The following is a 23,769-nucleotide window of genomic DNA, read 5'->3' as shown; positions in this document are numbered from 1 at the left end:
CAGTGCCACGTTCTCTGAAAAAAGGTCCTTTTATTGATCTTCACCTACTGAAGAAGATCGAAGTGGCGGCGGAAAAGAACGATCGCAAACCAATTAAAACCTGGTCGCGTCGTTCCATGATCCTGCCACAAATGGTCGGTCTGACCATCGCAGTACACAACGGTCGTCAGCACGTCCCAGTTCTCGTTAACGAAGACATGGTCGGCCACAAACTGGGCGAGTTCGCCGGTACCCGCAACTATCGCGGGCACGTGGCTGACAAGAAAGCCAAGCGTTAAGGGGTAAGGAAATGGAAGTAGCCGCTAAGTTGTCGGGCGCTCGAATCTCCGCCCAGAAAGCCCGCTTGGTCGCCGACCAGATCCGCGGGAAGAAGGTGGGCGAAGCGCTCAACCTGTTGGCTTTCAGCAGTAAGAAAGCCGCCGAGATCATGAAGAAAGTGCTGGAGTCGGCCGTAGCCAACGCCGAGCATAACGAAGGCGCAGACGTTGATGACCTGAAGGTCAGCACCGTATTCGTCAACGAAGGGCGTTCGCTGAAGCGCATCATGCCACGTGCCAAAGGCCGTGCTGATCGCATCGTCAAGCGGTCTTGCCATATCACTGTCAAGGTTGCTGACAAGTAACGGAGTCGAAGAGATGGGTCAGAAAGTACATCCCATTGGCATTCGCCTGGGAATCGTCAAGGAGCACACCTCCGTCTGGTACGCAGACGGTCGGACTTATGCGGACTACTTGTTCGCAGATCTGAAAGTGCGTGAGTATCTCCAAGACAAACTAAAAAGCGCGTCCGTAAGCCGTATCGATATCCATCGTCCGGCCCAAACTGCACGCATCACCATCCACACCGCTCGTCCAGGTATCGTTATCGGGAAGAAAGGTGAAGATGTTGAGAAGCTGCGTCAGGACCTGACCAAGCAAATGGGTGTGCCTGTGCACATCAATATCGAAGAGATCCGCAAGCCGGAACTCGACGGTATGCTGGTTGCGCAGAGCGTAGCTCAGCAGCTGGAGCGCCGTGTAATGTTCCGTCGCGCTATGAAGCGCGCAGTACAGAACGCCATGCGCATTGGTGCCAAAGGCATCAAAATCCAAGTGAGCGGTCGTCTCGGCGGTGCTGAAATCGCACGTACTGAATGGTATCGCGAAGGTCGTGTGCCATTGCACACCCTGCGTGCCGACATCGACTATGCCAACTACGAAGCTCACACCACCTACGGTGTGATCGGTGTAAAGGTTTGGATCTTCAAAGGCGAAGTAATTGGTGGTCGCCAAGAAGAGCTGAAGCCACAAGCACCAGCGCCTCGTAAAAAAGCTGCTAAGTAAGGGGTACGCCAAATGTTGCAACCAAAGCGTACGAAGTTCCGCAAGCAGATGACCGGCCACAACCGTGGTCTGGCACTGCGCGGTAGCAAAGTCAGCTTCGGCGAGTTCGCGCTGAAGTCTGTTGCTCGTGGTCGTCTCACCGCTCGTCAGATCGAGTCAGCGCGTCGTGCTCTGACCCGTCACGTAAAACGTGGCGGCAAGATCTGGATCCGTGTATTCCCGGACAAGCCGATCTCCAAAAAACCTCTCGAGGTTCGTATGGGTAAAGGTAAGGGTAACGTGGAGTACTGGGTTGCCCAGATTCAGCCAGGCAAGGTCCTGTATGAAATCGAGGGTGTTTCTGAAGAGCTGGCGCGTGAGGCTTTCGCCCTGGCTGCTGCAAAGCTGCCGCTCGCCACCTCCTTTGTTAAACGGACGGTGATGTGATGAAAGCGAATGAACTTCGTGAAAAATCCGCACAGCAGCTGAACGAGCAACTGCTCGGCTTGCTGCGCGACCAGTTCAATCTGCGCATGCAGAAAGCAACTGGCCAGTTGGGGCAGTCTCATCTGCTCTCGCAAGTTAAGCGTGACATCGCTCGCGTGAAGACTGTGCTCAACCAGCAGGCAGGTAAGTAATCATGGCTGAAGCCGAAAAAACTGTCCGTACGCTGACTGGCCGTGTTGTCAGCGACAAGATGGACAAAACCATCACCGTTCTGATCGAGCGTCGCGTTAAGCACCCGATCTACGGTAAATACGTTAAGCGTTCGACTAAGCTGCACGCGCACGACGAAACCAATCAGTGCCACATCGGCGACAAAGTCACTATTCGTGAAACTCGTCCGATGGCCAAGACCAAGTCTTGGGCGCTGGTTGATGTTCTCGAACGCGCTGTGGAAGTCTAAGGGCTAGGGGTCGGAGAAATTATATGATTCAGACTCAATCCATGCTCGATGTGGCCGATAACAGCGGCGCTCGCCGCGTTATGTGCATCAAGGTGCTGGGTGGCTCCCATCGTCGTTACGCTGGTATCGGTGACATCATCAAAGTTACCGTCAAGGAAGCAATTCCTCGCGGTAAAGTGAAAAAAGGCCAAGTGATGACTGCTGTTGTAGTCCGCACTCGTCACGGCGTACGTCGTGCTGATGGCTCTATTATCCGCTTTGATGGCAATGCTGCTGTTCTTCTGAACAACAAGCAAGAGCCGATCGGCACCCGTATCTTTGGGCCAGTGACCCGTGAACTTCGTACTGAGAAGTTCATGAAGATCGTCTCGCTCGCCCCAGAAGTGCTGTAAGGAGATCCGACATGCAAAAGATTCGTCGTGACGACGAGATCATCGTGATCGCCGGCAAAGACAAAGGTAAGCGCGGTAAGGTGCTGAAGGTTCTTGCTGACAACCGTCTGGTTGTTGGTGGTCTGAACCTGGTCAAGCGTCATACCAAGCCTAATCCGATGTCGGGCGTACAGGGCGGTATCGTCGAGAAAGAAGCGCCACTGCACGCTTCTAACGTCGCCATCTTCAACGGCGAAACCAACAAGGCTGACCGCGTTGGTTTCAAAGTAGAAGGCGGTAAAAAAATTCGTGTCTTCAAGTCGACCCAAAAAGCGGTTGATGCTTGAACACTGCTAGGTAGAAGACCATGGCACGACTAAAAGAGATTTACCGGAAGGAAATCGCTCCGAAACTTAAGGAAGAACTTAAGCTTTCGAACGTGATGGAAGTTCCGCGCGTTACCAAGATCACCCTGAACATGGGTCTGGGCGAAGCGATCGGCGACAAAAAAGTCATCGAGCACGCTGTTGCTGACCTGGAAAAGATCACCGGCCAGAAAGTCGTTGTGACCTACGCTCGTAAATCCATCGCTGGCTTCAAAGTCCGCGAAGGATGGCCGATCGGCGTCAAAGTGACCCTGCGCCGTGAGCGTATGTATGAGTTCCTGGATCGTCTGCTGTCGATCTCCCTGCCTCGGGTTCGCGACTTCCGCGGCCTGAATGCCAAGTCCTTCGATGGTCGTGGTAACTACAGCATGGGCGTGAAAGAGCAGATCATTTTCCCGGAAATCGACTACGACAAGATCGATGCTCTCCGCGGTCTGGACATTACCCTGACCACCACTGCCAAGAACGATGATGAAGGCCGCGCTCTGCTGCGTGCTTTCAAATTCCCGTTCCGCAACTGATTGGAGTAGGAAAATGGCCAAGAAGAGCATGAAAAACCGTGAGTTGAAGCGTCAGCTCACCGTTGCCAAGTACGCCACCAAGCGTGCAGCGCTGAAAGCTATCATCGTCGATCTGAACGCAAGTCCAGAAGCGCGTTGGGAAGCTACCGTAGCTCTGCAGAAGCAACCACGTGACGCAAGCGCTTCGCGCATGCGTAACCGTTGCCGCCTGACTGGTCGTCCGCACGGCGTTTACCGCAAGTTCGGCCTTGGCCGTAACAAGCTGCGTGAAGCTGCAATGCGTGGTGACGTTCCAGGTCTGGTTAAAGCCAGCTGGTAATCGCTGCCAAAGCCTTGATGGGCGGGTTTGCAAGAACCTGACCATCGGTGGCCTAGAATGTGAATCAAGCCCCTTTTGGGGCTTGATTCATTTCTGGGGTGTGTCTAGAATGACCGGCTCGCCTGAGCCCGTGTTTTTCATGCCCGGAAGTTCTCGGCGACAAGTAGTAGCCGCAAGGCTAATTTTTCTGTATTAGGAGCGTCTAGCCCATGAGTATGCAGGACCCGTTAGCGGACATGCTAACTCGAATCCGTAATGCCCAGATGGCTGAAAAGTCTGTCGTAAGCATGCCGTCTTCCACGCTGAAGGTGGCTGTAGCAAAAGTCCTGAAGGACGAAGGTTACATCGCGGATTTTCAGATCACCACCGACGCTAAGCCGTCGTTGTCCATCTCGCTGAAGTACTTCGAAGGCCGTCCGGTTATTGAAGAAGTGAAGCGCGTTAGTCGTCCAGGCCTGCGTCAGTACAAGTCCGTTGAAGATCTGCCGAAAGTTCGTGGCGGTCTTGGCGTGTCTATCGTCTCCACCAACAAAGGTGTGATGACGGATCGTGCTGCGCGCGCTGCCGGTGTCGGCGGCGAAGTTCTTTGCACTGTGTTCTAAGGGGGGATAAGCATGTCTCGCGTCGCTAAGAACCCCGTTAAGCTGCCAGCCGGTGTCGAAGTAAAATTCGCAGGCCAACAGCTTTCGGTGAAGGGTGCCAAGGGTACTCTTGAACTGAACATCCATTCGTCCGTTGAGATCGTTGAAGAAGCTGGTGAGCTGCGTTTCGCTGCTCGCAATGGCGATCAACAGACTCGCGCAATGGCCGGTACCACGCGTGCGTTGGTAAACAACATGGTCCAAGGCGTAAGCCAAGGCTTCGAGCGCAAGCTCCAGCTGGTCGGTGTTGGTTACAAAGCGCAAGCAAAAGGCACGGTTTTGAACCTTGCCCTTGGCTTCTCGCACCCAGTGGATTACGAACTGCCGGAAGGCATCACCGCTGAGACTCCTAGCCAGACCGATATCCTGATCAAGGGCATCGATAAGCAGCTGGTAGGTCAAGTGGCCGCTGAGATCCGCGACTTCCGTCCACCAGAGCCGTACAAAGGCAAAGGTGTGCGCTACGCGGACGAAGTCGTCCGTCGTAAAGAAGCCAAGAAGAAGTAGGGCATAGCAAATGACCGACAAAAAAGTTACTCGACTGCGTCGCGCTCGCAAAGCACGCCTGAAAATGCACGAACTCGAAGTCGTGCGTCTCTGCGTGTTCCGCTCGTCGCAGCACATCTACGCCCAGGTCATCTCGGCCGACGGCAACAAAGTCCTGGCAAGCGCCTCGACTTTGGATAAAGAACTGCGTGATGGCGCCACTGGCAACATCGACGCGGCCACAAAGGTTGGCCAGCTGGTCGCTACGCGTGCTAAGGCCGCTGGCGTCTCGCAAGTGGCTTTCGACCGCTCTGGCTTCAAGTACCATGGCCGCGTTAAAGCGCTGGCTGATGCTGCTCGTGAAGCTGGGCTGGAGTTCTAAGTTATGTCAAATAACGACCAAAAGCGCGACGAAGGCTACATTGAGAAGCTGGTTCAAGTTAACCGCGTAGCCAAAACCGTTAAAGGCGGCCGTATCTTCACTTTCACCGCGTTGACCGTGGTTGGTGATGGTAAAGGGCGTGTTGGCTTCGGCCGTGGCAAGTCGCGTGAAGTGCCTGCTGCGATCCAGAAGGCAATGGAAGCTGCTCGCCGCAACATGATCCAAGTTGACCTGAACGGCACAACTCTGCAGTACGCAATGAAGTCCGCCCATGGCGCTTCGAAGGTGTACATGCAGCCTGCTTCTGAAGGTACCGGTATCATCGCTGGCGGCGCTATGCGTGCTGTCCTCGAAGTTGCTGGCGTTCAGAACGTTCTGGCCAAGTGCTACGGCTCGACTAACCCGGTAAACGTGGTTCACGCCACTTTCAAGGGTCTGAAAGCCATGCAATCTCCTGAGTCCATCGCTGCGAAGCGTGGCCTGACTGTCAAGGAGATCTTCTGATCATGGCTACCGTTAAAGTAACGCTGATCAAAAGCATGACCGGCCGCATCCCTAACCACAAATTGTGCGTTAAGGGTCTGGGTCTGCGTCGCATCGGTCACACTGTAGAAGTCCAGGATACTCCCGAGAATCGCGGGATGATCAACAAGGCTTACTACATGCTGCGTGTCGAGGGTTAATCGATGAAACTCAATGATCTGAGTCCAGCGCCGGGTTCCCGTCGCGAAAAGCATCGTCCGGGCCGTGGTATCGGTAGCGGTTTGGGTAAGACTGGTGGCCGTGGCCACAAAGGTCAGACCTCCCGCTCCGGTGGTACCATCGCTCCAGGCTTTGAAGGCGGTCAACAGCCGCTGCATCGTCGCCTGCCGAAGTTCGGTTTCGTTTCCCTGAAAGCCATGGACCGCGCAGAAGTGCGTCTGTCCGAGCTGGCTAAAGTGGAAGGCGACATCGTCACCGTGCAGTCCCTGAAAGATGCCAACGTGATCAACGTCAACGTACAGCGTGTGAAAATCATGCTGTCCGGTGAAGTGACTCGCGCTGTCACTATCGGCAAGGGAATCGGCGCCACCAAAGGTGCGCGTGCGGCTATCGAAGCAGCTGGCGGCAAGTTCGAGGAATAAATGGCTAAGCAAGGTGCTCTCTCTGCGCTCGGCAAAGGCGGTATGTCTGAACTCTGGGCTCGTCTGCGTTTTCTGTTCCTGGCGATTATCGTCTACCGAATAGGCGCACACATCCCGGTTCCAGGTATCAACCCGGACCGACTCGCAGACCTGTTTCGACAGAATGAGGGGACCATTCTTAGCTTGTTCAACATGTTCTCCGGCGGCGCGCTGGAACGGATGAGCATCTTTGCACTGGGGATCATGCCGTACATTTCGGCATCGATCATCATGCAATTGATGACCGCCGTCAGCCCCCAGCTGGAGCAGTTGAAGAAGGAAGGTGAAGCTGGCCGTCGCAAGATCAGCCAGTACACCCGCTACGGCACCGTCGTCCTCGCTCTCGTTCAGGCTATTGGCATGTCCATTGGCCTGGCGGGGCAGGGCGTTGCGTTCACTGGTGACTTTGGCTTCCATTTCGTCGCGGTATCCACTTTTGTGGCTGGTGCGATGTTCATGATGTGGCTGGGTGAGCAGATTACTGAGCGTGGTGTAGGTAACGGTATCTCGATGTTGATTTTTTCGGGTATCGTCGCCGGTCTTCCGAGAGCAATCGGGCAGTCTTTCGAGTCTGCGCGTCAGGGTGATATCAATATCTTCGCCCTGGTTGCCATCGGTTTGCTGGCAGTAGCGATTATCGGTTTCGTGGTGTTCATTGAGCGTGGTCAGCGTCGTATTGCTGTTCACTACGCCAAGCGTCAGCAGGGTCGCAAGGTCTTCGCTGCGCAGACAAGCCACTTGCCGCTGAAGGTGAACATGGCCGGTGTTATTCCGGCTATTTTCGCGAGCAGCATTTTGCTGTTCCCGGCTTCGCTGGGTGCCTGGTTTGGTCAGTCTGAAGGTATGGGCTGGTTGCAGGACATCTCGCAGTCGATCGCTCCTGGTCAGCCGTTGAATATTCTGCTGTTTAGTGCAGGGATTATTTTCTTCTGCTTCTTCTATACGGCGTTGATGTTCAATCCGAAAGACGTAGCGGAAAACCTGAAGAAGTCCGGTGCCTTTATTCCGGGCATCCGTCCAGGTGAGCAGTCTGCGCGCTACATTGATGGCGTTCTGACCCGCTTGACCATGTTCGGTGCTCTTTACATGACGGCCGTGTGTCTGTTGCCCCAATTCCTGGTGGTTGCAGCAAACGTTCCGTTCTACCTTGGCGGGACCTCGTTGCTGATCGTCGTCGTGGTTGTGATGGACTTCATGTCCCAAGTACAATCGCACCTCGTTTCGCACCAGTACGAATCCCTGATGAAGAAAGCCAACCTGAAGGGTTACGGCAGCGGCATGTTGCGCTGAGTACCCATAAGGTTCGAGGAGTTGGTGATGAAAGTTCGTGCATCGGTGAAAAAGCTGTGCCGTAACTGCAAGATTATTCGCCGCGAAGGTGTTGTTCGAGTAATTTGCAGCGCGGAACCGCGTCACAAACAGCGCCAAGGCTGAGTGTGATTGTGCTTCAAGCCCGGTAGCTAGTGCGCTACCGGGTTGATTATTTGTTATTACAGCGATATTATCTCGCGCCCTATTTCTTGGCTTCCGGGGCGTAGGTAGCTGTCAATTGGAGTCCCACTGAATGGCCCGTATTGCAGGCGTTAACATTCCAGATAACAAGCATACTGTTATCTCGCTGACCTACATCTATGGTGTTGGTCGCACTACTGCGCAGAAGATCTGTGCAGTGACTGGGGTAAACCCAGCAGCAAAGATCAAAGATCTGAGCGACGAGCAAATTGAACAGCTGCGTGGCGAAGTGGCGAAGTTCACCACTGAAGGTGACCTGCGTCGCGAAATCAACATGAAAATCAAGCGCTTGATGGACCTCGGTTGCTATCGCGGTCTGCGTCATCGTCGCGGTCTTCCAGTGCGCGGTCAGCGTACCAAGACCAACGCGCGTACCCGTAAAGGTCCGCGTAAGCCGATCCGCAAGTAATCGCCCCAGCGAATCGACAGGAATTTAATCATGGCAAAACCTGCTGCTCGTCCTCGTAAAAAAGTTAAAAAGACAGTGGTTGATGGCATCGCCCACATCCATGCATCTTTTAACAACACCATCGTGACCATTACCGACCGTCAAGGTAACGCTCTTTCCTGGGCTACCTCTGGTGGTTCAGGTTTCCGCGGTTCCCGCAAGTCCACCCCGTTTGCTGCTCAAGTAGCTGCTGAACGTGCTGGTCAAGCTGCGCTGGAATATGGCCTGAAAAACCTCGACGTAAACGTCAAAGGTCCAGGTCCAGGTCGTGAATCCGCAGTCCGCGCTTTGAACGGCTGTGGCTACAAGATCGCCAGCATCACCGACGTGACGCCAATCCCGCACAACGGGTGCCGTCCGCCGAAGAAGCGCCGCGTGTAATCCAGGAGATTGTAAAGAATGGCTCGTTACATTGGTCCAAAATGCAAACTCGCTCGTCGCGAAGGCACCGATCTCTTCCTGAAGAGCGGCGTGCGCGCGATCGAATCGAAGTGCAACATTGAAGCAGCACCTGGTATCCACGGCCAACGCCGCGGTCGCCAGTCCGATTACGGCACCCAACTGCGTGAAAAGCAGAAGGTCCGTCGTATCTATGGCGTTCTCGAGCGTCAGTTCAGCGGCTACTACAAAGAAGCTGCTGGCAAGAAAGGTGCAACCGGTGAAAACCTGCTGCAACTGCTCGAATGCCGTCTGGACAACGTTGTATACCGTATGGGCTTTGGTTCGACTCGTGCCGAATCCCGTCAGCTGGTATCGCACAAGTCGATCAGCGTTAACGGTCAGACCGTAAACGTTCCGTCGTATCAGGTTCGTGCTGGTGACGTGGTTGCAGTTCGCGAGAAAGCAAAAAACCAACTTCGCATTGTCCAAGCTCTCGATCTGTGTGCCCAACGTGGCCGCGTAGAATGGGTAGAAGTAGACACTGAGAAGAAGTCGGGCGTTTTCAAGAACGTTCCTGCTCGCAGTGATCTGTCCGCCGACATCAACGAAAGCCTGATTGTCGAGCTCTACTCCAAGTAAGGGCTAGAAAATAGGTGCATCCATGCAGATTTCGGTAAATGAGTTCCTGACACCCCGCCACATTGATGTGCAGGTTGTCAGTCCAACCCGCGCCAAGATCACTCTCGAGCCTCTCGAGCGTGGTTTTGGCCACACCCTGGGCAACGCGCTGCGACGCATCCTGTTGTCCTCAATGCCCGGCTGCGCAGTAGTCGAGGCCGAGATTGACGGTGTGCTCCACGAGTACAGCGCCATCGAAGGTGTACAGGAAGACGTAATTGAAATCCTGTTGAACCTTAAAGGTCTGGCCATCAAGCTGCACGGTCGTGACGAAGTTACGCTGACCTTGTCGAAGAAGGGTTCGGGGGTGGTTACCGCTGCCGATATTCAGCTGGATCATGATGTCGAGATCGTTAATCCCGATCACGTAATCGCTAACCTGGCGTCTAACGGCGCCCTGAACATGAAGCTCACCGTAGCTCGTGGTCGTGGTTATGAACCAGCCGACTCGCGTCAGAGCGATGAAGACGAAAGCCGCAGCATCGGTCGCTTGCAGCTTGACTCTTCGTTCAGCCCGGTTCGCCGTATCGCATACGTGGTGGAAAACGCCCGTGTCGAGCAGCGTACCAACCTGGACAAGCTGGTTATTGATCTGGAAACCAACGGTACTCTGGATCCTGAAGAGGCTATCCGCCGCGCTGCAACCATTCTGCAACAGCAGTTGGCTGCGTTCGTCGACCTCAAAGGTGACAGTGAGCCAGTGGTTGTCGAGCAGGAAGACGAGATCGATCCGATCCTGCTTCGCCCGGTTGACGATCTGGAACTGACTGTACGTTCGGCTAACTGCCTTAAGGCGGAAAACATCTACTACATCGGTGACCTGATTCAGCGTACCGAAGTAGAGCTGTTGAAGACTCCGAACCTTGGCAAGAAATCCTTGACTGAAATCAAGGACGTTCTGGCCTCCCGCGGTCTGTCCCTCGGCATGCGCCTCGACAACTGGCCGCCTGCAAGTCTTAAGAAGGACGACAAGGCGACTGCCTGATCGTCGTAATCACCGAACGTAGTGTTTGGTAAGGAATGAACCATGCGTCATCGTAAAAGTGGTCGTCACCTGAGCCGCACCAGCTCGCACCGCAAGGCCATGTTCCAAAACATGGCGGTGTCGCTGTTCGAGCACGAGCTGATCAAAACTACTCTGCCAAAAGCCAAAGAACTGCGCCGCGTTGCCGAGCCGCTGATCACTCTGGCCAAGACAGACAGCCTGGCTAACCGCCGTCTGGCATTCGACCGTACTCGTTCGAAAGCTATCGTTGGTAAGCTCTTCAACGACCTGGGCAAGCGTTACGCTACCCGTGAGGGTGGCTACCTGCGCATCCTCAAGTGCGGTTTCCGTGCTGGCGACAACGCGCCTATGGCGTACGTCGAGTTGGTTGATCGTGCTACTGCTGGCGAAGCTGTATCCGCCGAGTAAGACGTCAGTCTGAAACGAAGAGCCGGGCCTAGTGCCCGGTTTTTTGTGTCTGCAAAAAAATGATTGGTTCGTACTAGCATCTGACATTGTTCTGTTGTCACTATGTGCCGGGAAACATAATTAGTAATTATCTATCGACGCCTGCAAGTTAATGAATTTGTGGCTGATACATTGATGATCAATACTTCCCACCAAGCCGATTAGCCGGCAGTTTCAAGTCTGACAGAGGAATAAGACCGTATGAGCCAGATCAAAACGCTTACGACCGCCAGTGGCGCACCTGTCGCCGATAACCAGAATTCTCGCTCCGCGGGCCCCCGTGGCCCGTTGCTGCTCGACGATTTTCATCTGATCGAGAAGCTCGCCCATTTCAACCGCGAAAACATTCCAGAGCGCCGCGTACACGCAAAAGGTTCGGGTGCTTACGGTACGTTCACTGTGACTCGCGATATCAGCGAATACACCAGCGCCAAGCTGTTCGAATCTGTTGGCAAGCAAACACCGACCTTTCTGCGTTTCTCCACGGTTGGCGGTGAGCGCGGTTCGGCAGACACCGAACGCGATCCACGTGGCTTTGCGCTGAAGTTCTATACCGAGGAAGGCAACTGGGACATCGTCGGCAACAATACGCCCGTGTTCTTCATCCGCGATCCGTTGAAGTTTCCGGACTTCATTCACACGCAAAAACGCCTGCCGCAAAGCAACCTGAAAAGCGCGCAGATGATGTGGGATTTCTGGTCGCATTCGCCTGAGGCGCTGCACCAGGTCACGATTCTGTTCTCCGATCGCGGCATTCCTGATGGCTACCGTCACATGCATGGCTTCGGCAGCCACACTTACAGCCTGATCAGTGCCAAAGGTGAGCGTCACTGGGTGAAGTGGCATTACAAAACCAAGCAAGGGATCAAGAACCTGGCGCCGGCGGATGCTGCGCGTCTGGCAGGCACCGACCCGGACTACGCTCAGCGTGATCTGTTCGAGGCAATCGAGCGTGGTGACTTCCCGAAATGGCGTGTGTGCATCCAGATCATGACCGAAGCTCAGGCAGCGGCGCATTACGAGAACCCGTTTGACGTGACCAAGACCTGGTCGCAGAAGGAGTTTCCGTTGATCGAAGTGGGTGAGTTGGAGCTGAACCGCAACCCGCAGAACTACTTCGCTGAAGTTGAACAAGCGGCGTTCGGCCCAAGCAATATGGTGCCAGGTGTTGGTCTGTCGCCAGATCGTATGCTGCAAGGTCGCGTATTCGCTTATGCCGATGCCCACCGCTACCGTGTCGGCACCAATCACCAGCAACTGCCGGTGAATGCCCCGCGTAGGCCGGTGAATACCTATCAGCGCGATGGTTCGATGGCTTTTGGCAGCAACGGTGGGGCAGCGCCTAACTACGAGCCGAACAGCTACGTCGAATCGCCAAAGCAAGCTCCGCGCTATGCCGAGCCAGCGCTGGCCCTGAGTGGATCGGCCGATCGCTACGATCACCGCGAAGACACCGATTACTACAGCCACGCCGGTGCGCTGTTCCGTTTGATGAACGATGAGCAAAAAGCGCTTCTGGTCAGCAACATCGCAGGCGCCATGAGCGGTGTTTCGCCTGACGTTGTCGACCGTCAGTTGCAGCATTTCTACAAGGCCGATCCGGCGTATGGAGAAGCAATCGCAAAGCTGCTCGACGTAGAGCTTAACGAAGTCTAAACGAGAAGCAGAACCGCCCGCATTAAGGGCGGTTTTTGCGTTATTTAGGCTGCTTTTCTCAGAATATCTTCGCTTTTATTGCGCAAAGTGGGTGACCTTACAGTCGGCTTGGTTCAAACTACAGACTTTCAAGCAGGGAGATGTAGGGCGATGCAAGGCCACCCAGACGTTATCGATTACCTCAACACGGTGCTGACCGGCGAACTGGCCGCGCGTGACCAATATTTCGTTCATTCGCGGATGTATGAGGACTGGGGGTTCACCAAGCTCTACGAGCGAATCAACCACGAGATGGAAGAAGAAGCCGGTCACGCTGATGCGTTGATGCGCCGGATTCTGATGCTAGAAGGCACGCCGCGCATGCGTCCGGATGATCTGGATGTCGGCACCACTGTGCCTTCGATGCTCGAAGCAGATCTGCGTCTTGAGTACAAAGTTCGCGCCGCGCTGTGCAAAGGCATCGAGCTGTGCGAACAGCACAAAGACTATGTCAGCCGTGAGATCCTGCGGATTCAGCTGAACGACACCGAAGAAGATCATACTTACTGGCTGGAAAAGCAGTTGGGCCTGATCAAACTGATCGGTCTCGAGAACTATCTGCAATCGCACACCTGATTGCAAAAGATACAAAAAAGCCCCTGTCACTGATGAAGTGACAGGGGCTTTTTCATGCTCGGCGTTTAAGCCCGATCGCGGATCAACAACGGTTTGAGGTAATACCCAGTGTGAGATTGCTTCATCTCGGCCACTTGTTCCGGCGTACCGGTGGCAATGATCTGGCCGCCTTTGGACCCACCCTCCGGCCCGAGATCGACCAGCCAGTCGGCAGTCTTGATCACGTCGAGGTTGTGCTCGATCACCACCACGGTGTTGCCGTGGTCGCGCAAGCGATGCAACACGTCGAGCAGTTGCTGGATATCAGCGAAGTGCAGGCCAGTGGTCGGCTCATCGAGGATATACAGGGTCTTGCCGGTGTCACGCTTGGACAACTCGCGAGACAGCTTGACCCGCTGGGCTTCGCCACCGGACAAGGTCGTCGCCGACTGCCCGAGTTTGATGTACGACAGGCCCACATCCATCAGTGTCTGCAGCTTGCGCGCCAGCGCCGGGACGGCGTCGAAGAACTCCCTGGCCTCCTCGATAGTCATCTCGAGGGTTTCGTGGATGTTTTTGCCCTTGTATTTGATTTCAAGGGTTTCGCGGTTGTAGCGCTTGCTCTTGCACACGTCGCACGGCACGTAGATGTCTGGCAGGAAGTGCATTTCCACTTTGATCAGACCATCGCCCTGGCACGCCTCGCAGCGGCCGCCCTTGACGTTGAACGAGAAACGGCCCGGGCCGTAACCACGGGAGCGCGACTCGGGCACGCCGGCGAACAGTTCGCGGATCGGTGTGAACAGCCCGGTGTAGGTCGCCGGGTTGGAGCGCGGTGTGCGGCCGATAGGGCTCTGGTCGATGTCGACGACTTTGTCGAGATGCTCCAGACCTTTGATGCTGTCGTGTGCCGCCGCTTCGAGCGTGGTGGCGCCGTTGAGTGCCGTGGCGCTCAGCGGGAACAGCGTGTTGTTGATCAGCGTCGATTTGCCCGAGCCTGACACGCCGGTGACGCACGTCAGCAAGCCGATCGGAATCTCCAGGTCGACGTTGCGCAGGTTGTTGCCGCGCGCACCCTTGAGCGACAGGGTCAGCTTCTTGTTGCGTGGCGTACGTTTGGCCGGCACTTCGATCTTGACCCGGCCCGACAGGTATTTGCCGGTCAGTGAATCAGGGTGTGCCATGACTTCGGCCGGCGTACCTTCGGCGACGATCTGGCCGCCATGCACTCCGGCGCCCGGGCCGATATCCACCACGTAGTCGGCCAGGCGAATGGCGTCCTCGTCGTGCTCGACCACGATCACCGTGTTGCCGATATCACGCAAATGCTTGAGCGTGCCGAGCAGCCGGTCGTTATCGCGCTGGTGCAGGCCAATCGACGGTTCGTCAAGGATATACAGAACCCCGACCAGGCCGGCGCCGATCTGGCTGGCCAGGCGAATCCGTTGAGCCTCACCACCGGACAGCGTGTCCGCACTGCGATCCAGCGACAGATAGTCGAGGCCGACGTTGACCAGGAACTGCAGACGCTCGCGGATTTCCTTGAGGATCTTGTCGGCGATCTCGCCGCGACGGCCGGTCATCTTCAGTTCGCCGAAGTACACGCAGGCGTCACCGATAGGCAGGTTGGTCACTGCCGGCAGCGTCTTCTCGCCGACCCACACGTGCCGTGCTTCGCGACGCAGGCGGGTGCCACGGCAATCCGGGCACGATTGGGTGCTGAGGAACTTGGCCAGCTCTTCACGCACGCTCGCCGATTCGGTTTCGCGGTAGCGGCGTTCGAGGTTCGGCACGATCCCTTCAAAGGGGTGCGAACGTTTGACGATATCGCCACGGTCGTTCAGATATTTGAAATCGACATTCTGCGAACCGCTGCCGTGCAGAATCTGCTTTTGCTGTTCGGCTGTCAGTTCGTTGAACGGCACTTCCAGACTGAACTTATAGTGCGAGGCCAGTGACCCCAACATTTGGAAGTAATAGACGTTGCGCCTGTCCCACCCGCGAATCGCGCCCTCGGCGAGCGTCAGGTCGCCATTGACCAGTCGCTTGATGTCGAAGAACTGCTTCACCCCCAGACCGTCGCAAGTCGGGCAGGCGCCGGCCGGGTTGTTGAAGGAAAACAGCTTTGGCTCCAGCTCGCTGATCGCATGGCCGCAGATCGGGCAGGCGAAGCGTGCGGAGAAGATCATTTCCTCGCCCGGCTCGTCGTCCATCGGCGCGACCAGCGCGATGCCGTCGGCCAGTTTCAGCGCGGTCTCGAACGACTCGGCCAGGCGTTGCTGCAAATCAGCGCGCACCTTGAAGCGGTCGACGATCACATCAATCGAATGCTTCTTCTGTTTATCCAGTTTCGGCAGTTCGTCGAGCTCGCAGATCCGCCCGTTGACCCGGGCGCGGACGAAGCCCTGGGCGCGCAGTTCTTCGAAGACCGACAGGTGCTCGCCTTTACGCTCGCGGATGACCGGTGCCAGCAACATCAGCTTGCTGCCTTCCGGCTGGGCCAGCACCAGATCGACCATCTGGCTGACGGTCTGTGCTTCCAACGGAATGTCATGATCCGGGCAGCGCGGCGTACCGACGCGTGCATACAGCAGACGCAGATAGTCGTAGATTTCGGTGATGGTGCCGACCGTGGAACGCGGGTTATGCGAGGTCGACTTCTGTTCGATGGAGATCGCCGGCGACAAGCCTTCGATGGTGTCGACGTCGGGTTTTTCCATCATCGACAGGAACTGCCGGGCGTACGCCGACAGGGATTCGACATAGCGGCGCTGACCTTCGGCGTACAGGGTGTCGAAGGCCAGGGACGACTTGCCGGATCCGGACAGGCCGGTGATGACGATCAGTTTGTCCCGGGGCAGGGTCAGGTCGATGTTCTTCAGGTTGTGGGTACGGGCCCCACGTATCAGGATCTTGTCCAAAGTGGCCTCGCTCGGCGGGCGTCGAAAACGTAGGAGTATACGGGCAAATACTGGATGGATGCACACTATCAAGCGAAGCGTTTTTTGCCGTGCATGAAGAGTGTTTCATCTATACGCGTCATAGCGTCGCGATATACCCCGTCTCTCGATGGGACTGGTAGAATCGCCGCCGGTTCACATGAGGTTTTTCCATGCACGATCCCCACAGCGAACGCATGAGTGGCAGCGAGACCCGCGCGGCGAGCGGTCTGGCCCTGGTGTTCGCCTTCCGTATGCTTGGCATGTTCATGGTGTTGCCGGTACTGGCGACCTATGGCATGGATCTGGCTGGCGCGACCCCGGCCCTGATCGGCCTGGCAATCGGTGCTTATGGCCTGACCCAGGCGATTTTCCAGATTCCGTTCGGGGTCATTTCCGACCGCATCGGCCGTCGTCCGGTGATTTACCTGGGGCTGATCGTCTTCGCCCTCGGCAGTGTGTTGGCCTCTCAAGCCGATTCGATCTGGGGCGTGATCGCCGGCCGGATCCTGCAGGGCGCCGGCGCGATTTCCGCTGCGGTCATGGCCTTGCTCTCAGACCTGACCCGCGAACAGCACCGCACCAAAGCGATGGCCATGATCGGCATGACTATCGGCCTGTCGTTTGCCGTGGCCATGGTGGTCGGGCCGTTGTTGACCAGTGCTTTCGGTTTGTCCGGGTTGTTCCTCGCCACAGGCGCGATGGCGCTGGTCGGCATCCTGATCATCATGTTCATGGTGCCGAAATCCACCGGGCCGCTGCAGCATCGTGAATCGGGCGTGGCGCGTCAGGCGTTGATGCCGACGCTCAAGCATCCCGATCTGCTGCGCCTCGATCTGGGCATCTTTGTGTTGCATGCGATGCTCATGTCGAGCTTCGTCGCGCTGCCCCTGGCACTGGTGGAAAAGGCCGGATTGCCCAAGGAGCAACATTGGTGGGTGTACCTGACTGCGCTGCTGATCTCTTTCTTCGCCATGATCCCGTTCATCATCTACGGCGAGAAGAAACGCAAAATGAAACGAATTTTGCTCGGCGCCGTCATGACGTTGATGCTCACTGAGCTATTCTTCTGGCAGTTCGGTGACAGCTTGCGGGCTCTGGTGATCGGCACGGTGGTGTTCTTCACCGCGTTCAATCTGCTGGAGGCTTCATTGCCGTCGCTGATCAGCAAGGTTTCACCGGCAGGTGGCAAAGGCACGGCCATGGGCGTGTACTCCACCAGCCAATTCCTCGGTTCGGCACTCGGCGGGATACTCGGCGGCTGGCTGTTTCAGCATGGCGGTCTGTCGGTTGTGTTCCTCGGATGCGCGGGTCTGGCTGCCATCTGGCTGGCCTTTGCTGTTACCATGCGCGAACCTCCCTACGTGACGAGCCTGCGCTTGCCGTTGTCGCCCGAGGCGATCCGCGAAGCGGGTCTGGTCGAGCGCCTCAAGGCCCTCGTAGGGGTAACAGATGCAGTGATAGTCGCTGATGAGGCGGCTGTTTACATCAAACTGGACAAAGAATTAGTGGATCGCGACACCCTCGAACGCCTGGTGAACAACCCGGCCGGGGCTGCTTGCGACGCCTAGGAGAACGTTATGGCCCGTGGGGTTAACAAAGTCATATTGGTCGGCACTTGCGGCCAGGATCCCGAAGTTCGCTACCTGCCTAACGGTAACGCCGTGACCAACCTGAGTCTGGCAACCAGCGAACAGTGGACCGACAAGCAAACCGGTCAGAAGGTCGAGAAGACCGAGTGGCACCGTGTGTCGATGTTCGGCAAGGTTGCCGAAATCGCCGGCGAATACCTGCGCAAGGGTTCGCAGGTGTACATCGAAGGCAAGCTGCAGACCCGCGAGTGGGAAAAAGACGGTATCAAGCGTTACACCACTGAAATCGTGGTCGACATGCAAGGCACCATGCAACTGCTCGGCGGCCGCCCACAACAGGGCGACCAACAAGGCGGTGGCAACAACTACCAGCAGTCCGCTCCAGCGCCACGTCAGCAGGCTCCGCGCCCGCAGCAGTCGGCTCCACAGCAGCGTTCGGCTCCGGCTCCACAGCAGGCCGCACCGCAACCGGCTCCGGATTTCGACAGCTTTGATGACGATATTCCGTTCTGATTTGCTGCTGTAACCGCTGCAAATAAAAAGGCCCGTCGCTTGAAGCGACGGGCCTTTTTTGTGTTGAAGAATCAGAGATAACGCCGATCGACTGTAGGAGCTGCGGCACGCTGCGATCTTTTGATCTTAAAAAACAAGATCAAAAGATCGCAGCGTGCCGCAGCTCCTACAGAAGATTTGTGTTTCAGTCGAGGATCAGGTGCGGCAGAAACCGGCTCGAATCCTTGGTGATCAGACTGTTGTCCTCACGCACACCAATCCCCGCCGCTTGATCGCCAATCACCCAGGAACCGATCAGCGTGTAGCTGTCACCGAACTTCGGCAGCGGCGCAAACTCTTGCAGAATGAACGGCGCATCGGTGTAGGGCCCGTCTTCTTTGACAATCAAGCCGTCAGTGGTTTGCAGCTCAATGTTGGCGCCTTCCCGGGAGAAAAACGGTTTGCGCACCCAGCCCTTGGGCACGGCGCTGGCCGGATCCGGATCGAGATGCGCCGCGAGCAGATTCGGATGACCCTTGTGCCATTCCCACAGCAGCGGCAACGCGCCTTTGTTCGACAGGATCGCCTTCCATGCAGGTTCGAAAAACTGCGTATCGCACTCGGCGATCGCCGCCCCGAACGGCTCGTGGAAAATGAACTCCCAGGCGTGCAGCTTGAACAGGTGCGGGATCCAGCGATCTTCCAGGTCGACGAAACGCCCTTCAGCCGTCAAGCCGATGTCTTCGATATCGATGTGGCGTGATTCGATGCCGACCTTCTCGGCGATCAAGCGCAGGTAATCCGTGGTGCCCTTGTCTTCGACCGAGTCTTTCATCGAGGCGAAGTAGAACGGCCGCTTGAGCTGTAATTCGGCGAAGGCCTGATGCAGCTTGGTGTCGATGCTGTTGAACTGGTCGGCATGGCTCGGCAGTGTGCCGCGCTCAATGCATTGCTCCAACCAGCCCCACTGAAACGCCGCGGCTTCGTAGAGGCTGGTCGGCGTGTCGTAGTTGAGTTCCAGCAGTTTCGCCGGGCCGTTGCCGTTGTAGGAAAAGTCCATGCGCCCGTACAGATGCGGATGACCTTCCAGCCAGGACGTGCGGATCATGTCGTAGTACGCTGACGGAATGCTCAGGCGATCCAGCAGTTCTTCGCTGTGCACCACGCGGTCGACCAGGTCCATGCACATCTCGTGCAGTTCGGCGGTCGGGTCCTCCAGATCGTTTTCGATCTGCGCAAGGCTGAACTGGTAGTAGGCGCTTTCGTCCCAGTACGGCTCGTCGTCGATGGTGTGGAACATGAAGCCGAGGCTCTCGGCCGTATGTTTCCAGTCGGGGCGCTCGGCGCAGTGGATCTTTTTCATGGTCAGCTGCTCGAGCGACCGGAACTGCTGCCCCAGCCACCCCAACCGCTGCGGGCGCTGGATTGACTGCCGAAGCCACCACGGGACGTCGAGGAAGCGACGTTGACCGGTTTGCTTTTGCTGCTCTCGTAGTCAGGCTGGCTGCGCGGCGCCGATTCGATTTTGCGGTACTGCTTCGAGGTGTCGTAGGTCTGGCGCGTGTCGCGGTCGCGGTAAACCGTGCGGTTGCTGTTGTTGCTCATCGCATTGCCGATCAACCATCCGCTCAGCCAGCCATTGCCGCCGCCACTGGAGGTGTGCGAGGTGCTTTGCACATTCTGCGCAGCGCTGGTGTCACCCGCCGGCATCTGCGCATTGGCGATGGCGTCGAGATTCTGCGCGGCTTCACCGGTTTGCGGCACTTTGAAACCGCCGAGTTTCGGCACGAAACGGCCGTCGGAATTTTTCTGGCACCAATCGGCGGCAAAGTCCGCGTCGCACTTGGCCTTGTCGTCGTACGCCGGGGCAATGCGCCGGTGTTCGGTCAATGCCGCCACGTAGGCGTTGGAGCAGACATCGGCCGCCACCTCGGCATCGACGCACTGTTCGACGCTCTGGAAATTGCGTGGCTGATCCACCGCCGCCGCTTCGCCGGAAATGGCCATGGCCACCGACGCCGCGAGAGACAACTGAACGTATTTGCTTCGTTTCATCTCAGGCTTCCTGCCGATCAGTTGGACGGTGTCATGCACGCTGCGTTGAGCATACCGACGCTGATTGCCACCGCAGCCACGTAGATGCCGGAGGCGATTTCTCCGTTGACGATGCGCTGGGAAGTGCCTTTGAGTACCAGGGTCGTGGCGAGGAACGCCAACAGCTGCACAACCGCAGCAATCACCGCCCAGAGCACGAAGTCGAGGACGTTGACCGAGTAGGCAATCACATTGCTGGCCGGAATCGCGAAGCCGATGATCGCACCGGCCAGTGCAACAGCAGCGGCGGTGTTGCCGTTGCGGATCAGCTCGAACTCCCTGTGCGGGGTGATGCGGGTGTAGACAAATTGGAACAGCATGAACAGCAAAACGGCGCCGATCAGGTAAACGACGAAACCCGTCAGCGCGGTCTTGTTCAGGGAAACGGCCAGCACTTCCAGCATGGAAAACTTCCTTATTTAAATGGGGCTCAGGTCAGTCGTGTACAGCGAAATACCCAGCGAAGAGCTCAGGCTGACGGTGCCTTCTTCGTCTTGCTCGACGGAGAACAGCAGCAGCTCGCGGCGATCGGTCAGGCCGGTTTCGCGGGCGTAAAGCATCGAGTGATGATTAATGGTGTAACTCTCATCCGGATTGACCACCTGTTCGGTCATCGGAACCAGTTCGGTCTGGCCTTGTTCGGTGCCCCACTCACGGGTGTATTCAATGCCTTCGTGGGTGTAGGTCGGCAGACCGATCAGACTGTTGGGGCCGGCCAGGCGCTGCAGCTCGGCGTCACTGTTGACCGTCACGTAGCTGAGGTAGTTGAACAGTGTGACCGACTCGACCTGGTCGTCACCGGTGACGTGGATTTGCACCCAGAAATCCTCGTCGTTCATGTAATAGCGGTGCAGTTTGTTGGACTGGCCGAGGTCGACCCAGCCGGCGCTCCAGATCGCCTGGTCGAAAGGCACACGCACTGAGGTCGAGCCGTCGAGCAGCAGCGCCAGGGTGGTGTCGAACCTGACGCCCTTGCCCTGGGCCATCCCGAGTGGGCCGCCGGCTGCGGTTGGCGTTGGCGCAGCAGCCTGCCAGTTGCTGGTGCCCAGCAAGTCTTTAAACCATCCCATGGGTACGTTCCTTGAAGCGGGTGGAGGTGTTCGTCAGCAAAAAAGCGTCGCTAGTGTACCGGGCTGAGCGTGAACGAGAAGTATGATTTCAAGCTGTAAACCACGTGGGAGCGAGCCTGCTCGCGAAGAGGGCGTGTCAGCCAACATTAATGTCGTCTGATATTCCGCTTTCGCGAGCAGGCTCGCTCCCACAGGTTTTTGCGTCGGTGCTTACTGAGCGGATTTTTGCTTCAGGCGCTCGAGGATGGCATTGGCGCTGCCCTCGTTCGGCGTGATGCCGGCGTCGCGCAGCTTGCGATCCAGGTCGTTGCCGGTCGAAGCATCGGCCAGCTCGTCCGCCGCACTCAGCTCGGCAGCACGTTGCTGCTGTTTGGCTTGCAGACGGTTCAGGGTACCGACGGCGGTTTCCAGTTTGCCGTTGGCGCCGCCGCTGGCGATGGACGCGCTGACCTGGGCTTTTTGTACGCTGTCACGGGCCTTGGCCATGTCCACTTGCTGGCGCAGGCTCTTGATCCGGGCTTCGGCCTTGTTGATGTCCTTGCGCATGTTTTCGGCGTAGGTGCCGAATTCGTCGCTCAGCTTCTTCTCGGCGGTCAGGTCGTTGGTCAGGGTCGAAATCGCTTCGGCCACTTCCATCGCCAGGTCTTCACGGCCGGCGTTCAGGGCCGAAACAGCCTTGGCTTCCAGATCCTTGATCTTGGCGTCGTACTCGCTGACGCGGTCGGCGGCCAGCTTGTGCTTGGCCATGATGGTCACCAACTCACGACGGGCGTTCGACAGCGCGGTGTCGGCGTCGCGGATTTCCTGGTCGAGAATGCGCAGGGCCTGTTGATCGACGATTGCTTCGCCGACTTCATTGGCGCCGCCGCGCAGTGCGGTGAACAACTTGCTCCAGATGGACTGAGTCATTGGATATTCCCTGTTGATTACTTGAAGAAGTGTTCGAAGGCTTCGCTCGCGCGCTGCACGTTGTCGACCAGGGTTTTCACCTCGGTGACGACGTTGGTCAGGCTCGAGTCGGCGCTGAGGGCGCCAAACATGTTGTAAACGGTCTGCCCGTTCGGCATCGACTCGATACCGATCGACGACAGCGGGAACATTTCCCGGCTGCGCAGCACGGCGTCGTTGAAGGCGCGCACGTCGGTGATCGAATCGATGTCCACCAGCACGGTGTCGACGATGATCTGCTGACCGGCCAGGGCGATGTGAATTGGCAGACCGCCGAATTCGTTCATTTCCAGCTTGATGCTGGGTTCGGAGCTCTGGATCAGAGACAGCGTGATCTCTTGCGAAGCCACCTCGTCCAGTGCCTTGAGGGCGTTGAAGAGGCTATCGATGTTCCAGTTGTTGCCTGCGCTCATGTAATTCTCCGACATGAATGAGCCAGCCAGAATCGGTTGGCGTAGCTGTTGCTCCATTTGCTTGAGCAAGCTTCGGTTTTCCGGAAGCACCCAAGTTTCGTGTTTCACATAACCGGCAGCCGCCAGGCCCGCGCGCATCTGCTTCATATAAAAGCTCGACGGTTTCTTCGCGGACGGTTTCGAGCGCTCTCCCTTTGGATTCTCTGACTTTGCTGCGGGGGAGGGGCTTTTCATGGCTGTGACTCCGTTATGAACATCTCACGCGTGAGCCACACTACAACCAATTCAAAGTGCCATCAATGGCTCACGCGTGAGATTTTTTCGGCGCACGCAAAAACGCCCGCAGCGAGGCGGGCGCAGGTTTTTGCAAAGTGTTTCCCGTGGCTTAGCGATGGAGGAACTCGTCGGTCGAAACCACGCTGGCGTAGGCAAAACCGAGTGCCGACATAAACGCCGCGTGGACATGCGCCGCCGGCACCGTCAGGCCGTTGAACTCCAGGTCACGGCTGGCGCAGGCGTCGTGAATTACCGTGACGGCATAGCCCAAATCCGCCGCCGCGCGGGTGATGCCGTCAACACACATGTGGCTCATGCTGCCGACCACCACCAGTTCCTTGATGCCTCGTTCATCAAGGATGGCTTGCAGTTCGGTTTCGCGGAACGAGTTGACGAAATGCTTGAGCACCACCGGTTCGCCGTCGCGGTTGAGCACTTTCGGATGCAGCTTGGCGCCGTCCGATCCCGGGGTGAAAAACGGTGCGTCCGACGAGGTGAATTCGTGGCGGATGTGCACCACCGAATCCCCCGCTTCACGGAAGGCCGCGATCAGTCGCGCGGCATTGTCGGCGGCGGCGTCGGCACCGGCCAGCGGCCACTTGCCTTGGGGGAAGTAGTCGTTCTGGATATCGACTACGATGAGCGCTTGCTTGGCCATGGGTGTGTCCTCGATGGATTGGCTGGAAGTGGCTTCAGTATTGGCCCTGCCGGACGATTCGAGGATTGGCCGCACCGACAATAGACAG

The 23,769-nt window shown here is 57.0% G+C and carries 35 protein-coding genes; 27 read left to right on the top strand and 8 right to left on the bottom strand.

Features of this window, described 5'->3' with window-relative positions:
- Nucleotides 1–2: 2 nt before the first annotated feature.
- From rpsS to bfr, 25 genes are all read left to right on the top strand, one after another.
- Nucleotides 3–278 (top strand): 30S ribosomal protein S19, encoded by a 276-nt coding sequence (gene rpsS, locus CKW18_RS09265; protein ID WP_011336172.1) that lies wholly within the window; start codon nucleotides 3–5, stop codon nucleotides 276–278.
- Nucleotides 279–289: 11 nt separating this feature from the next.
- Nucleotides 290–622: a 50S ribosomal protein L22 gene (gene rplV, locus CKW18_RS09260; RefSeq protein ID WP_003103908.1), complete on the top strand. Its 333-nt coding sequence runs from the start codon at nucleotides 290–292 to the stop codon at nucleotides 620–622.
- 13 nt (nucleotides 623–635) lie between these two features.
- Nucleotides 636–1,322, top strand: a complete 687-nt coding sequence (rpsC, locus tag CKW18_RS09255; protein ID WP_003176422.1) for a 30S ribosomal protein S3 — start codon at nucleotides 636–638, stop codon at nucleotides 1,320–1,322.
- Between the two features lie 12 nt (nucleotides 1,323–1,334).
- Nucleotides 1,335–1,748 (top strand): 50S ribosomal protein L16, encoded by a 414-nt coding sequence (rplP, locus tag CKW18_RS09250; RefSeq protein ID WP_003228729.1) that lies wholly within the window; start codon nucleotides 1,335–1,337, stop codon nucleotides 1,746–1,748.
- Complete coding sequence (rpmC, locus tag CKW18_RS09245; protein ID WP_002555481.1) at nucleotides 1,748–1,939, top strand: 50S ribosomal protein L29; 192 nt, start codon at nucleotides 1,748–1,750, stop codon at nucleotides 1,937–1,939. The genes rplP and rpmC overlap by 1 nt, the downstream gene beginning before the upstream one ends.
- Nucleotides 1,940–1,941: 2 nt before the next feature.
- Entirely contained in the window at nucleotides 1,942–2,208 is a 267-nt protein-coding gene (gene rpsQ, locus CKW18_RS09240; protein WP_003194644.1) for a 30S ribosomal protein S17, read from the top strand.
- A gap of 23 nt (nucleotides 2,209–2,231) precedes the next feature.
- Entirely contained in the window at nucleotides 2,232–2,600 is a 369-nt protein-coding gene (gene rplN / locus CKW18_RS09235; RefSeq protein WP_002555479.1) for a 50S ribosomal protein L14, read from the top strand.
- A gap of 11 nt (nucleotides 2,601–2,611) precedes the next feature.
- The gene (gene rplX, locus CKW18_RS09230; RefSeq protein WP_095188534.1) at nucleotides 2,612–2,926 is read left to right on the top strand and encodes a 50S ribosomal protein L24; all 315 of its coding nucleotides are present in this window, start codon (nucleotides 2,612–2,614) and stop codon (nucleotides 2,924–2,926) included.
- Nucleotides 2,927–2,946: 20 nt separating this feature from the next.
- Complete coding sequence (rplE, locus tag CKW18_RS09225; protein ID WP_003210069.1) at nucleotides 2,947–3,486, top strand: 50S ribosomal protein L5; 540 nt, start codon at nucleotides 2,947–2,949, stop codon at nucleotides 3,484–3,486.
- A 13-nt stretch (nucleotides 3,487–3,499) separates the two neighbouring features.
- Nucleotides 3,500–3,805, top strand: coding sequence for a 30S ribosomal protein S14 (rpsN, locus tag CKW18_RS09220; RefSeq protein ID WP_003228726.1), 306 nt, complete (start codon nucleotides 3,500–3,502; stop codon nucleotides 3,803–3,805).
- A gap of 209 nt (nucleotides 3,806–4,014) precedes the next feature.
- On the top strand, nucleotides 4,015–4,407 hold the full coding sequence (gene rpsH, locus CKW18_RS09215; protein WP_007966178.1) for a 30S ribosomal protein S8: 393 nt from the start codon (nucleotides 4,015–4,017) through the stop codon (nucleotides 4,405–4,407).
- 12 nt (nucleotides 4,408–4,419) lie between these two features.
- Nucleotides 4,420–4,953, top strand: coding sequence for a 50S ribosomal protein L6 (gene rplF, locus CKW18_RS09210; RefSeq protein WP_003176412.1), 534 nt, complete (start codon nucleotides 4,420–4,422; stop codon nucleotides 4,951–4,953).
- Nucleotides 4,954–4,963: 10 nt separating this feature from the next.
- Nucleotides 4,964–5,314 carry a 50S ribosomal protein L18 gene (rplR, locus tag CKW18_RS09205; protein ID WP_003186037.1) on the top strand — a complete coding sequence of 117 codons (351 nt, stop codon included), beginning with the start codon at nucleotides 4,964–4,966 and terminating at the stop codon, nucleotides 5,312–5,314.
- A 3-nt stretch (nucleotides 5,315–5,317) separates the two neighbouring features.
- On the top strand, nucleotides 5,318–5,818 hold the full coding sequence (gene rpsE, locus CKW18_RS09200) for a 30S ribosomal protein S5 (protein ID WP_003176409.1): 501 nt from the start codon (nucleotides 5,318–5,320) through the stop codon (nucleotides 5,816–5,818).
- Between the two features lie 2 nt (nucleotides 5,819–5,820).
- Entirely contained in the window at nucleotides 5,821–5,997 is a 177-nt protein-coding gene (gene rpmD / locus CKW18_RS09195; RefSeq protein WP_003176408.1) for a 50S ribosomal protein L30, read from the top strand.
- 3 nt (nucleotides 5,998–6,000) lie between these two features.
- Nucleotides 6,001–6,438 carry a 50S ribosomal protein L15 gene (gene rplO, locus CKW18_RS09190; RefSeq protein ID WP_003228720.1) on the top strand — a complete coding sequence of 146 codons (438 nt, stop codon included), beginning with the start codon at nucleotides 6,001–6,003 and terminating at the stop codon, nucleotides 6,436–6,438.
- Nucleotides 6,439–7,767 (top strand): preprotein translocase subunit SecY, encoded by a 1,329-nt coding sequence (gene secY, locus CKW18_RS09185; RefSeq protein ID WP_003228718.1) that lies wholly within the window; start codon nucleotides 6,439–6,441, stop codon nucleotides 7,765–7,767.
- 27 nt (nucleotides 7,768–7,794) lie between these two features.
- Nucleotides 7,795–7,911: a 50S ribosomal protein L36 gene (gene rpmJ / locus CKW18_RS09180; RefSeq protein ID WP_002555468.1), complete on the top strand. Its 117-nt coding sequence runs from the start codon at nucleotides 7,795–7,797 to the stop codon at nucleotides 7,909–7,911.
- Between the two features lie 130 nt (nucleotides 7,912–8,041).
- A complete protein-coding gene (gene rpsM, locus CKW18_RS09175) occupies nucleotides 8,042–8,398 on the top strand; it encodes a 30S ribosomal protein S13 (protein ID WP_003186020.1) in 357 nt (118 codons plus the stop codon).
- A gap of 30 nt (nucleotides 8,399–8,428) precedes the next feature.
- Nucleotides 8,429–8,818: a 30S ribosomal protein S11 gene (rpsK, locus tag CKW18_RS09170; RefSeq protein WP_002555466.1), complete on the top strand. Its 390-nt coding sequence runs from the start codon at nucleotides 8,429–8,431 to the stop codon at nucleotides 8,816–8,818.
- A gap of 18 nt (nucleotides 8,819–8,836) precedes the next feature.
- Nucleotides 8,837–9,457, top strand: coding sequence for a 30S ribosomal protein S4 (rpsD, locus tag CKW18_RS09165; RefSeq protein ID WP_003176404.1), 621 nt, complete (start codon nucleotides 8,837–8,839; stop codon nucleotides 9,455–9,457).
- Nucleotides 9,458–9,479: 22 nt separating this feature from the next.
- Nucleotides 9,480–10,481: a DNA-directed RNA polymerase subunit alpha gene (gene rpoA, locus CKW18_RS09160; protein ID WP_003186012.1), complete on the top strand. Its 1,002-nt coding sequence runs from the start codon at nucleotides 9,480–9,482 to the stop codon at nucleotides 10,479–10,481.
- Nucleotides 10,482–10,523: 42 nt separating this feature from the next.
- Nucleotides 10,524–10,910 (top strand): 50S ribosomal protein L17, encoded by a 387-nt coding sequence (rplQ, locus tag CKW18_RS09155; RefSeq protein WP_003176402.1) that lies wholly within the window; start codon nucleotides 10,524–10,526, stop codon nucleotides 10,908–10,910.
- A gap of 240 nt (nucleotides 10,911–11,150) precedes the next feature.
- Complete coding sequence (locus tag CKW18_RS09150) at nucleotides 11,151–12,605, top strand: catalase (RefSeq protein ID WP_095188533.1); 1,455 nt, start codon at nucleotides 11,151–11,153, stop codon at nucleotides 12,603–12,605.
- Nucleotides 12,606–12,755: 150 nt separating this feature from the next.
- Nucleotides 12,756–13,220 (top strand): bacterioferritin, encoded by a 465-nt coding sequence (gene bfr, locus CKW18_RS09145; protein WP_095188532.1) that lies wholly within the window; start codon nucleotides 12,756–12,758, stop codon nucleotides 13,218–13,220.
- A 65-nt stretch (nucleotides 13,221–13,285) separates the two neighbouring features.
- Here the strand turns inward: bfr and uvrA are convergent, their stop codons facing one another.
- Nucleotides 13,286–16,120: an excinuclease ABC subunit UvrA gene (gene uvrA / locus CKW18_RS09140; RefSeq protein ID WP_095188531.1), complete on the bottom strand. Its 2,835-nt coding sequence runs from the start codon at nucleotides 16,118–16,120 to the stop codon at nucleotides 13,286–13,288.
- Between the two features lie 191 nt (nucleotides 16,121–16,311).
- Between uvrA and CKW18_RS09135 the strand changes: the two genes are divergently transcribed.
- Entirely contained in the window at nucleotides 16,312–17,709 is a 1,398-nt protein-coding gene (locus CKW18_RS09135) for an MFS transporter (protein WP_095188530.1), read from the top strand.
- A 9-nt stretch (nucleotides 17,710–17,718) separates the two neighbouring features.
- The gene (locus CKW18_RS09130; RefSeq protein ID WP_008081898.1) at nucleotides 17,719–18,243 is read left to right on the top strand and encodes a single-stranded DNA-binding protein; all 525 of its coding nucleotides are present in this window, start codon (nucleotides 17,719–17,721) and stop codon (nucleotides 18,241–18,243) included.
- 184 nt (nucleotides 18,244–18,427) lie between these two features.
- On the opposite strand, the gene CKW18_RS09125 is transcribed toward CKW18_RS09130, so the two are convergent.
- The 7 genes from CKW18_RS09125 to CKW18_RS09095 form a co-directional block, all read right to left on the bottom strand.
- On the bottom strand, nucleotides 18,428–19,585 hold the full coding sequence (locus CKW18_RS09125; protein WP_095188529.1) for a glutathionylspermidine synthase family protein: 1,158 nt from the start codon (nucleotides 19,583–19,585) through the stop codon (nucleotides 18,428–18,430).
- A 2-nt stretch (nucleotides 19,586–19,587) separates the two neighbouring features.
- A complete protein-coding gene (locus CKW18_RS09120; protein ID WP_095188528.1) occupies nucleotides 19,588–20,277 on the bottom strand; it encodes a DUF1190 domain-containing protein in 690 nt (229 codons plus the stop codon).
- Nucleotides 20,278–20,294: 17 nt separating this feature from the next.
- Nucleotides 20,295–20,720, bottom strand: a complete 426-nt coding sequence (locus CKW18_RS09115) for a DUF350 domain-containing protein (protein WP_095188527.1) — start codon at nucleotides 20,718–20,720, stop codon at nucleotides 20,295–20,297.
- A gap of 15 nt (nucleotides 20,721–20,735) precedes the next feature.
- Complete coding sequence (locus tag CKW18_RS09110; RefSeq protein ID WP_095188526.1) at nucleotides 20,736–21,386, bottom strand: DUF2491 family protein; 651 nt, start codon at nucleotides 21,384–21,386, stop codon at nucleotides 20,736–20,738.
- 210 nt (nucleotides 21,387–21,596) lie between these two features.
- A complete protein-coding gene (locus tag CKW18_RS09105) occupies nucleotides 21,597–22,295 on the bottom strand; it encodes a PspA/IM30 family protein (protein WP_095188525.1) in 699 nt (232 codons plus the stop codon).
- A gap of 17 nt (nucleotides 22,296–22,312) precedes the next feature.
- The gene (locus CKW18_RS09100) at nucleotides 22,313–22,894 is read right to left on the bottom strand and encodes a YjfI family protein (RefSeq protein WP_256214494.1); all 582 of its coding nucleotides are present in this window, start codon (nucleotides 22,892–22,894) and stop codon (nucleotides 22,313–22,315) included.
- 238 nt (nucleotides 22,895–23,132) lie between these two features.
- The gene (locus CKW18_RS09095) at nucleotides 23,133–23,681 is read right to left on the bottom strand and encodes a cysteine hydrolase family protein (protein WP_095188523.1); all 549 of its coding nucleotides are present in this window, start codon (nucleotides 23,679–23,681) and stop codon (nucleotides 23,133–23,135) included.
- Nucleotides 23,682–23,769 lie beyond the last annotated feature (88 nt).

Source organism: Pseudomonas sp. Irchel 3E19 (assembly GCF_900187585.1).
In the GTDB taxonomy this organism is placed as follows: domain Bacteria; phylum Pseudomonadota; class Gammaproteobacteria; order Pseudomonadales; family Pseudomonadaceae; genus Aquipseudomonas; species Aquipseudomonas baetica.
Note: the sequence above shows the minus strand (reverse complement) of the source record. Positions and strands in the feature narration are given on the sequence as shown.

Excerpts from the sequence above, each read along its gene's own strand:
- rplV (WP_003103908.1), top strand. The coding sequence starts at position 290 with ATGGAAGTAGCCGCTAAGTTGTCGGGCGCTCGAATCTCCGCCCAGAAA.
- rpsC (WP_003176422.1), top strand. The coding sequence starts at position 636 with ATGGGTCAGAAAGTACATCCCATTGGCATTCGCCTGGGAATCGTCAAG.
- rplP (WP_003228729.1), top strand. The coding sequence starts at position 1,335 with ATGTTGCAACCAAAGCGTACGAAGTTCCGCAAGCAGATGACCGGCCAC.
- rpmC (WP_002555481.1), top strand. The coding sequence starts at position 1,748 with ATGAAAGCGAATGAACTTCGTGAAAAATCCGCACAGCAGCTGAACGAG.
- rpsQ (WP_003194644.1), top strand. The coding sequence starts at position 1,942 with ATGGCTGAAGCCGAAAAAACTGTCCGTACGCTGACTGGCCGTGTTGTC.
- rplN (WP_002555479.1), top strand. The coding sequence starts at position 2,232 with ATGATTCAGACTCAATCCATGCTCGATGTGGCCGATAACAGCGGCGCT.
- rplX (WP_095188534.1), top strand. The coding sequence starts at position 2,612 with ATGCAAAAGATTCGTCGTGACGACGAGATCATCGTGATCGCCGGCAAA.
- rplE (WP_003210069.1), top strand. The coding sequence starts at position 2,947 with ATGGCACGACTAAAAGAGATTTACCGGAAGGAAATCGCTCCGAAACTT.
- rpsN (WP_003228726.1), top strand. The coding sequence starts at position 3,500 with ATGGCCAAGAAGAGCATGAAAAACCGTGAGTTGAAGCGTCAGCTCACC.
- rpsH (WP_007966178.1), top strand. The coding sequence starts at position 4,015 with ATGAGTATGCAGGACCCGTTAGCGGACATGCTAACTCGAATCCGTAAT.
- rplF (WP_003176412.1), top strand. The coding sequence starts at position 4,420 with ATGTCTCGCGTCGCTAAGAACCCCGTTAAGCTGCCAGCCGGTGTCGAA.
- rplR (WP_003186037.1), top strand. The coding sequence starts at position 4,964 with ATGACCGACAAAAAAGTTACTCGACTGCGTCGCGCTCGCAAAGCACGC.
- rpsE (WP_003176409.1), top strand. The coding sequence starts at position 5,318 with ATGTCAAATAACGACCAAAAGCGCGACGAAGGCTACATTGAGAAGCTG.
- rpmD (WP_003176408.1), top strand. The coding sequence starts at position 5,821 with ATGGCTACCGTTAAAGTAACGCTGATCAAAAGCATGACCGGCCGCATC.
- rplO (WP_003228720.1), top strand. The coding sequence starts at position 6,001 with ATGAAACTCAATGATCTGAGTCCAGCGCCGGGTTCCCGTCGCGAAAAG.
- secY (WP_003228718.1), top strand. The coding sequence starts at position 6,439 with ATGGCTAAGCAAGGTGCTCTCTCTGCGCTCGGCAAAGGCGGTATGTCT.
- rpmJ (WP_002555468.1), top strand. The coding sequence starts at position 7,795 with ATGAAAGTTCGTGCATCGGTGAAAAAGCTGTGCCGTAACTGCAAGATT.
- rpsM (WP_003186020.1), top strand. The coding sequence starts at position 8,042 with ATGGCCCGTATTGCAGGCGTTAACATTCCAGATAACAAGCATACTGTT.
- rpsK (WP_002555466.1), top strand. The coding sequence starts at position 8,429 with ATGGCAAAACCTGCTGCTCGTCCTCGTAAAAAAGTTAAAAAGACAGTG.
- rpsD (WP_003176404.1), top strand. The coding sequence starts at position 8,837 with ATGGCTCGTTACATTGGTCCAAAATGCAAACTCGCTCGTCGCGAAGGC.
- rpoA (WP_003186012.1), top strand. The coding sequence starts at position 9,480 with ATGCAGATTTCGGTAAATGAGTTCCTGACACCCCGCCACATTGATGTG.
- rplQ (WP_003176402.1), top strand. The coding sequence starts at position 10,524 with ATGCGTCATCGTAAAAGTGGTCGTCACCTGAGCCGCACCAGCTCGCAC.
- CKW18_RS09150 (WP_095188533.1), top strand. The coding sequence starts at position 11,151 with ATGAGCCAGATCAAAACGCTTACGACCGCCAGTGGCGCACCTGTCGCC.
- bfr (WP_095188532.1), top strand. The coding sequence starts at position 12,756 with ATGCAAGGCCACCCAGACGTTATCGATTACCTCAACACGGTGCTGACC.
- CKW18_RS09135 (WP_095188530.1), top strand. The coding sequence starts at position 16,312 with ATGCACGATCCCCACAGCGAACGCATGAGTGGCAGCGAGACCCGCGCG.
- CKW18_RS09130 (WP_008081898.1), top strand. The coding sequence starts at position 17,719 with ATGGCCCGTGGGGTTAACAAAGTCATATTGGTCGGCACTTGCGGCCAG.
- CKW18_RS09125 (WP_095188529.1), bottom strand. The coding sequence starts at position 19,585 with ATGAAAAAGATCCACTGCGCCGAGCGCCCCGACTGGAAACATACGGCC.
- CKW18_RS09120 (WP_095188528.1), bottom strand. The coding sequence starts at position 20,277 with ATGAAACGAAGCAAATACGTTCAGTTGTCTCTCGCGGCGTCGGTGGCC.
- CKW18_RS09115 (WP_095188527.1), bottom strand. The coding sequence starts at position 20,720 with ATGCTGGAAGTGCTGGCCGTTTCCCTGAACAAGACCGCGCTGACGGGT.
- CKW18_RS09110 (WP_095188526.1), bottom strand. The coding sequence starts at position 21,386 with ATGGGATGGTTTAAAGACTTGCTGGGCACCAGCAACTGGCAGGCTGCT.
- CKW18_RS09105 (WP_095188525.1), bottom strand. The coding sequence starts at position 22,295 with ATGACTCAGTCCATCTGGAGCAAGTTGTTCACCGCACTGCGCGGCGGC.
- CKW18_RS09100 (WP_256214494.1), bottom strand. The coding sequence starts at position 22,894 with ATGAAGCAGATGCGCGCGGGCCTGGCGGCTGCCGGTTATGTGAAACAC.
- CKW18_RS09095 (WP_095188523.1), bottom strand. The coding sequence starts at position 23,681 with ATGGCCAAGCAAGCGCTCATCGTAGTCGATATCCAGAACGACTACTTC.